The organism is Microcystis sp. M113S1, assembly GCF_020246945.1.
In the GTDB taxonomy this organism is placed as follows: Bacteria; Cyanobacteriota; Cyanobacteriia; order Cyanobacteriales; family Microcystaceae; genus Microcystis.
Map to the genome: position 1 here is coordinate 1 of NZ_JADBSA010000093.1, position 4754 is coordinate 4754.

Sequence of the window (4754 nt, forward strand, 5' to 3'; positions counted from 1 at the left end):
CTGCCCACAAATAAAATTCAGAGCCGTCCGGGCAGTCGGCAGACGTTAAACTAAAACGCTTGTGGATTCGGTCTGACGGGGGCATAGTCTTCCGATTGTGTCTAGTTAAGAGGAGTAGAAGCAAGAATCTCCCGTCACAGCCTAGCTTGACGGCGAGAGTGTCAAGTCTAATCGCGCAGGAGTTCCCCAGTGAGTCCAGAAACCCTTTTAGAACCAACCCTAGTTGATCCCACTCCCAATTTAAACCCGAATCAACCCTTCGATCGAGATAGTTTTAACAGCTATGTGATGAATACTTATGGTCGCTTCCCTATTGCGATCGCCAAAGGGTTAGGCTGTCTTCTCTGGGATACTTCCGGTAAACAATACCTTGATTTTGTTGCGGGAATTGCCACCTGTACCCTCGGTCACGCACACCCCGCTTTAATTGCAGTGGTTAGCCAGCAAATCCAAAAACTCCATCATGTCTCGAATTTATACTATATTCCCGAACAAGGGGAACTAGCTAAATGGATTGTCGATCATTCCTGCGCTGATAAAGTCTTTTTCTGTAATTCTGGTGCGGAAGCGAACGAAGCGGCGATTAAATTAGTACGAAAATATGCCCATACGGTGCTAGATTTCCTCGAACAGCCGGTTATTTTAACCGCTCACGCTAGTTTTCACGGTCGGACTTTAGCTACCATCACCGCAACCGGTCAACCGAAGTATCAAAAAGACTTTGAACCCCTGATGCCGGGGTTTGCCTATATTCCCTATAATGATATCGAAGCGGTAGAAAATGCGATCGCTGATCTCGATGAGGGTAATCGTCGGGTGGCTGCGATTATGTTGGAACCCTTGCAGGGTGAAGGGGGAGTTCGTCCAGGGGATATCGAATATTTCCAACGTTTACGGCAAATTTGCGACGAAAATAACATTTTGCTTGTCTTTGATGAAGTACAGGTGGGAGTCGGAAGAACTGGTAAACTCTGGGGTTATGAGAATTTAGGAGTGGAACCGGATATTTTCACTTCTGCTAAGGGTTTAGCGGGTGGTATTCCCATCGGTGCGATGATGTGCAGAAAATTCTGTGATGTGTTTGAACCGGGTAGTCATGCGAGTACCTTTGGAGGTAATCCTTTCGCTTGTGCCTCAGCTTTAACAGTATTACAAACCATTGAACGGGATCATATTCTCGAAAATGTCCAGCACCGAGGGGAACAATTACGCAGCCGTTTACGCGTGATTGCTTCTCAATATCCCCATCTATTTGTCGATGTGCGCGGTTGGGGTTTAATTAATGGTCTGGAAATTAATTCAGAAAGTGAGTTGGTTTCATCTACCATTGTTAATGCAGCTTTGACAGAGGGTTTATTAATTGCTCCGGCCGGTCCGAAAGTTCTCCGTTTTGTCCCTCCTTTAATTGTCTCGGAAACAGAAGTAGATGAGGCTATGGATAAACTAGAAGTTGCTATCGCTAAAGTGGTTTAATTTCAGTTATCAGTTATCAGTTATCAGATGTAAGTTTTAAGTTTTAAGTTTTAAGTTGACAGTTTCCAGTTATGAGTCAATTCTTTTTGAGCTTTATCCCCCTAACTGTCACCTTTTCACTGGACTAGGGGAGGATAAATCTACTGTTGTTCGGGGTAAATAAAATGATCACTTCTGAACCTATTTATTCCCTCCCTAAAACCCCTCCTTTAGAAAATGGGGATCAACTAAGTCGCCAGGAATTTGAGTGCCGTTATCAGAACCTTTCTGAAATAAAAAAAGCCGAATTAATTGAAGGAATAGTTTATATGTCTTCTCCTGTGCGAGTGCAGAGTCATGGAGAACCTCATTCTGATATTTTAACTTGGTTAGGGGTCTATAAAGCTGCCACAATTGGGGTGATGTCTGCGGATAATACCACAGTGCGTCTGGATGCAGATAATGAGGTACAACCGGATGCTTTACTAAGAATTAAAATTGCTGGACAATCAACTATTAGTAACGATGATTATATCGAAGGTGCGCCAGAATTAATCGTAGAAATCGCCGCTTCTAGTGCTTCCTATGATCTCCACAATAAATGGCGAGTTTATCGTCGTAATCAAGTGCAAGAATATCTTGTTTGGCGAGTTTATGAACGTCAATTAGATTGGTTCCGATTAAATGCTGGAGAATATATTAAACTTGAACCCGATAGTCGAGGGATAATTTACTCGCAGGTTTTCCCTGGTCTTTGGTTAGATGTTAATGCTTTATTAGCGGGTAACTTAGGACAGGTTTTGACAGTTTTACAGCAAGGTTTAGCCAGTCAAGAACATCAAGATTTTCTGAAGATATTATCTCAAAAAAAATAGTAATTGATATTTAAATATATGAATTGGCATCCTGACGCTTATCAAGCTTTAATTGCCGAAGATTATCCTCAAGCTGCGGCAATCTACGAGGAACTAATCGATAACAATCCCGAAAATATTTCTGACTATTGGTACTTGGGAGTTGCCTATCTTCTGCAAAATTTAGAAGCAGCAGCACAGGTGATGTGGCAAAATGTTTTCAGGGAAGGAAATCCCGAACAAGTTAAGCAATGGCAAGCAGAATTAGAAGCAGTTTTAGACGCAGAAGCGCGACGACAACAAAGCAAAGGTGATCTGGCAGCTGTAGAATATCTTCGCTATCATCTACAGGAAATTGTTCCCAAGTCAATTAATAATTTATTAGCTTTATTCGATTTAGCTTTAGATTTAGAAATATTCGATCCAGAAGAACTACTTAATTATCCTATTCAAGACAATCTCAGATATAATCCTAACCGAGAATTGCTTTTAAATGTAGTTCTCAAAAGTCTTTTATATCCCCACGAATTAACTTTAGATTTAGCTCAAGCAAGTTTACCCTACCTAGAGGAATTAGCTGATAGTTTTATCCCGCAAGCTTTTCAGATAGCGGCACGAGTCACCAACGAGCAACAAAGTCCCACTTTTGGAGTAGAAATTATTAAACTTTGTCTGCAATTAAGACCAAATGATCTGAGTCTTTTAGAACAGTTAGTTAACCTCTATATTTTAGCCGAAGACTTTGATAATTCTTTGATAACTGCCTATCAATTGCGAGAAATTTGTCTAACTCCAACCCTAAAGTTATACAGTAATTATCTAATTTTGTTAATACTTTTGCGCTGGGGAGTTTGGCAAGAAATTGAGCATATTTATCAAGAATATCAGAATTTATTACAGGAATTAATCCGTCAGAAAAATATCACTTTAGAACCAATTATTAAAACTAGCTTTCTCAATGTTTCTAGTCCTTTACCCTACCTAGGCGATCGAGCCTTAGCCAATCGACAATTAACTAATCGCGTCGCCGAAATTTTCCTTGATAATAATAGTTTTAAAACTCCTTTGCTTACGATCAAAAAAGTTCAAGAAAAACTAACGATCGGTTATCTTGCCAGTACCTTAAAACATCATTCCGTCGGTTGGTTAAGTCGTTGGTTAATTCACCATCATGATCGAGAAAAATTGCAAATAGCCATCTATACTATTAACCAAGAAGAAGATGAAATTACCCGTCAATGGTTTCGGGATAGCCGAGATATTATCCGTCATTTTCCCTACGCTCAAAATCCCCTAGAAGTTGCCCAACAAATTCAACAAGATCAGATAGATATTCTGGTAGATTTAGACAGTTTAACCCATAATCTCACCAATCAGATTATGGCACTGAAACCCGCAGCAAAACAAGTGACTTGGTTAGGTTGGGATGCTTCTGGATTAGCAACTATTGATTACTATATCGCCGATCCCTACGTTTTACCCCAGCAAGCGGAGGAATATTATCGAGAAAAAATCTATCGTTTACCAGAGACATATTTAGCAGTGGATGGTTTTGAAATCGGCACTCCCAATCTACGTCGAGAAGATTTAGAAATTCCCCCCGATGCTACCATCTATTTTTCCGTACAAAGTGGCATGAAACGCCATCCTGATACCATTAAACTTCAGATGAAAATTCTCGCACAAGTGCCTAATAGTTATTTTCTGATTAAGGGAGTCGGTAAGACTGAAAAAATTCAAGAATTATTTACTGAAATAGCGATTCGGGAGGGAGTTAATCCCCAAAGATTGCGGTTTTTACCGAGAGATATAGATGAATATACCCATCGCGCTAATTTACAGATTGCCGATGTGGTGTTAGATACCTATCCCTACAATGGTGCTACCACCACCTTAGAAGTTTTATGGCAAGGAATCCCTTTAGTTACACTGGTAGGAGAACAATTTTCCGCCCGCAATAGTTATACTTTTATGATTAATGCTGGTATTGAAGCCGGAATTGGCTGGAATGAGACAGAATATATCGACTGGGGAGTAAAATTAGGACTCGATCGCTCCCTTCGTCAAGACATCAGCCATCAACTGTTAGGAAATCGTGACATAGCTCCCCTCTGGCAAGGGAAAAAATTCGCTCAAAATATGGAAAACGCCTATCTAAAAATCTGGGAGGGAAGTTGTTGACATCCTCGCCGCCGTAAAACGGACGGCGATTCCTCACCACGCCACTTTTTTAGGGTGGTCGCTGAATGGGGTTGACGCTTCATAGGATGCTGCTACCTTAGCGGTAGTCTTACGCTTTCCTCTACGTCCGTTTAAAGTCTCCGAATGTCCTCCGGCGACCTTGATATTTACCGCAGCGTTTACATCTCGATCATGAAAAGTTCCACAGAAAAGACATTCCCACTCACGGATATTTAACGCCTTTTTCCCGCCGATATTCCCGCAACA

General features: G+C 41.0%; 4 protein-coding genes. 3 read left to right on the forward strand and 1 reads right to left on the reverse strand.

What is annotated here, in order from left to right:
• Positions 1–189: 189 nt before the first annotated feature.
• The 3 genes from IM319_RS05185 to IM319_RS05195 all read left to right on the forward strand — a co-directional run bounded on the left by IM319_RS05185 (position 190) and on the right by IM319_RS05195 (position 4487).
• The gene (locus IM319_RS05185) at positions 190–1473 is read left to right on the forward strand and encodes an aspartate aminotransferase family protein (protein WP_286826473.1); all 1284 of its coding nucleotides are present in this window, start codon (positions 190–192) and stop codon (positions 1471–1473) included.
• A gap of 164 nt (positions 1474–1637) precedes the next feature.
• Positions 1638–2327 (forward strand): Uma2 family endonuclease, encoded by a 690-nt coding sequence (locus IM319_RS05190; RefSeq protein WP_286826472.1) that lies wholly within the window; start codon positions 1638–1640, stop codon positions 2325–2327.
• 18 nt (positions 2328–2345) lie between these two features.
• Entirely contained in the window at positions 2346–4487 is a 2142-nt protein-coding gene (locus IM319_RS05195) for a hypothetical protein (RefSeq protein WP_287734901.1), read from the forward strand.
• A gap of 33 nt (positions 4488–4520) precedes the next feature.
• Here IM319_RS05195 and IM319_RS05200 read toward each other — a convergent pair.
• A partial coding sequence (locus IM319_RS05200; RefSeq protein ID WP_287734903.1) for a zinc ribbon domain-containing protein occupies positions 4521–4754 on the reverse strand: 234 nt, incomplete at its 5' end.

Excerpts from the sequence above, each read along its gene's own strand:
- IM319_RS05190 (WP_286826472.1), top strand. The coding sequence starts at position 1,638 with ATGATCACTTCTGAACCTATTTATTCCCTCCCTAAAACCCCTCCTTTA.
- IM319_RS05195 (WP_287734901.1), top strand. The coding sequence starts at position 2,346 with ATGAATTGGCATCCTGACGCTTATCAAGCTTTAATTGCCGAAGATTAT.